3 protein-coding genes are annotated in these 2,211 nt (G+C 70.3%); 2 read left to right on the top strand and 1 reads right to left on the bottom strand.

Annotated elements, in window-relative coordinates:
* Positions 1–254 precede the first annotated feature (254 nt).
* On the top strand, positions 255–518 hold the full coding sequence (locus FNH04_RS45200; RefSeq protein ID WP_322725706.1) for a winged helix-turn-helix domain-containing protein: 264 nt from the start codon (positions 255–257) through the stop codon (positions 516–518).
* A 186-nt stretch (positions 519–704) separates the two neighbouring features.
* A complete protein-coding gene (locus tag FNH04_RS45195) occupies positions 705–1,607 on the top strand; it encodes a hypothetical protein (protein ID WP_322725705.1) in 903 nt (300 codons plus the stop codon).
* Positions 1,608–1,658: 51 nt separating this feature from the next.
* On the opposite strand, the gene FNH04_RS45190 is transcribed toward FNH04_RS45195, so the two are convergent.
* On the bottom strand, positions 1,659–2,211 hold a 553-nt coding region (locus FNH04_RS45190; RefSeq protein ID WP_152792028.1), incomplete at its 5' end, for an OmpA family protein.

Here is a 2,211-nt window from a genome sequence, read left to right as displayed (position 1 = left end):
ATGTGCGGGGGCGGGGTGTTTCCGGCCCGGTGCCTGCCGGGCGGGGTCGGCAGAAAGGTGTTCAGCACCCATGCCAGGGCTCGGACGATAAGGTCCAGCATGTCGACGCTCCTTGTGCAGCGTTGGCCACGCCCCGGGACGGCCAGCATCCGTCGCCGGGGTCTTCGTTTGGGGCCCCAACCCTACCAAGCCATGTATAGCTCTGCATAGCTTAATGATGGTCCTTGCAGGTCAGCGGTGCTTACGGTGGCCATGTGAGCGACCAGAACAAGATTCCGGACTTCGACCCACGAGGACCACAGCTCGTATACGTCGCGGTCGCCGACCACGTGGCCGCCCGCATCGCAGCCGGCGAACTGCGTCCCGGGGCCCGACTGCCCGCCGAGCGGGATCTTGCCGTCGAGTACGGGGTCGCCTACCTGACGATCCGCCGCGCCGCACAGGTCCTCCGCGAGCGGGGGCTCATCGTCACGGTTCACGGCAAGGGCACGTTCGTGGCCGACCCGATCCCCGAATAGCAGCCCAGCAATTGGACTCTCCGTCCCACGCGTGCGCCCGGCTCCCTTGCGTACACCCAGGTCAGAGGCATCACCCAAAGCGCAGCCCTGGGACTGCGGAGACAATTGCTCGCCCCGCAGGGGGTGCGCGGGACCGTTGTCCACAGGGGTGAGTCGTAGGCGGGCCCTGTGCGGGAGCATGGGTGCGTGCGGGAGTTGCGGGAGTTGGCCCTGGGGGGCCTGTTGCTGACCTCGTGGGCCGTGGCCGAGGGGTGGTCACGGTCCTCTCTCTTCCGGCGCCTGCGGGAGGAGGGGTGGGCGACGCTCGGGGAGGGTGCCTGGGCGGAGCCGGGCAGGGCGTCCGACCTGCGGACCCGGCTCCGGGCCACGCAGCTCGCCGCGCCCGGGCTGGTGGTGAGCCATCGGGCCGCGGCCTGGCTGTGGCGGATCGAGTTGCTGCGCGTGGAGGCGGAGTTCACCGATCCCGACGGACTGCGGAAGCGGAAGTACGTGCGGGTTCATCGCTGCGCGATGCGCCCCGAGGAGATCGCCGTACGCGACGGCTTACGGGTCACCAGCGTGGACCGGACCCTGGCCGACCTGCTGGTGACCTGCCCGCGTGACGAGGCACTGGTGGCCGTCGAATCGGCGCTGGCTCACCGTACGGTCACTGACGGGGAGTCATCACTGCGCCGGGCACCCCTGACCCGCCTCGACCGCGTCGCCGCCTCCCTCGCGGAGCGCTCGCACGGCGCCGCCCGCGCCAGGCGCCACCTCACACTCGCCGATCCCACATCCGGTTCACCCGCCGAGACCATGGCCCGGCTGCGCATGTACGACGCGGGCCTGCGACCCGAGACGCAGGCCAGGGTCCTCACCGGTGGCGGGCGCGTCCTGCGGGTCGACTTCCTGTTCCGGGAGCGGGGCGTCGCCGTCGAGATCGAGGGGTACGCCTACCACGGTCGTCGTGAGGACCACCGGCGTGACGTGGCCCGCTTCAACGACCTCCAGCAGTCTCCCGAGGTGCGGGTTGTTCTGCGCTTCACGGCGGAGGAGGTCTTCCACTCCCCCGAGACGATGCTCGCGGCGATCCGGCGGGCGCTGGGCTGACACGGTCGGGCGAGGCCCACGAGACGGTTGTGGTTCCAGGGCGGGCAACCCTCAGCTCCGTTCGCTCGCGCTCGCGCCCCTCGGGAACGACACCTCCACGCGGCGGTTCTTGCGGCGGCCCTCCTCGCTGGTGTTGTCGGCGATGGGGTAGTCCTCGCTGTAGCCGCGCACCTCGAAGGTGACGTCCGAGCCGAGGGCGCCGGCCAGCTGGGCGTGGACGGCTTCGGCGCGCTTCTTCGAGAGGGTCAGGCCGTGGGCGTACGAGCCCAGGTTGTCCGTGAAGCCGAAGACGCGGACCGTGGTGGGGTTCTGCCCCTTGATCTCGTCCGCGATCGCCTGGATACGGGAACGCGCCTCCGGGTTCAGCTTCGAGCTGTCCTTCGGGAAGAGGACCTCCGCCTGGAGCGCGAACGTCACGTTCTGGTTGGTGTCCTCCCTGCGCTCCTCACCGCCGAGGTCCTCGACGACCGACTTGATGTCCAGCACCTTCGCGGGGGCGAGGGTGGCGCCTTGGGCGAGCTTGAGCCCCGGGCTGTTCGCGTCGACTTCCGGGGGTGGTGCCGAGGTGACGGTGCCTGGGGGTTCGCTGGGGTCGTCGTCGGCG

This window comes from Streptomyces phyllanthi (genome assembly GCF_009377205.1).
In the GTDB taxonomy this organism is placed as follows: domain Bacteria; phylum Actinomycetota; class Actinomycetes; order Streptomycetales; family Streptomycetaceae; genus Streptomyces; species Streptomyces phyllanthi.
This window is presented reverse-complemented; position numbering and strand designations above follow the sequence as displayed.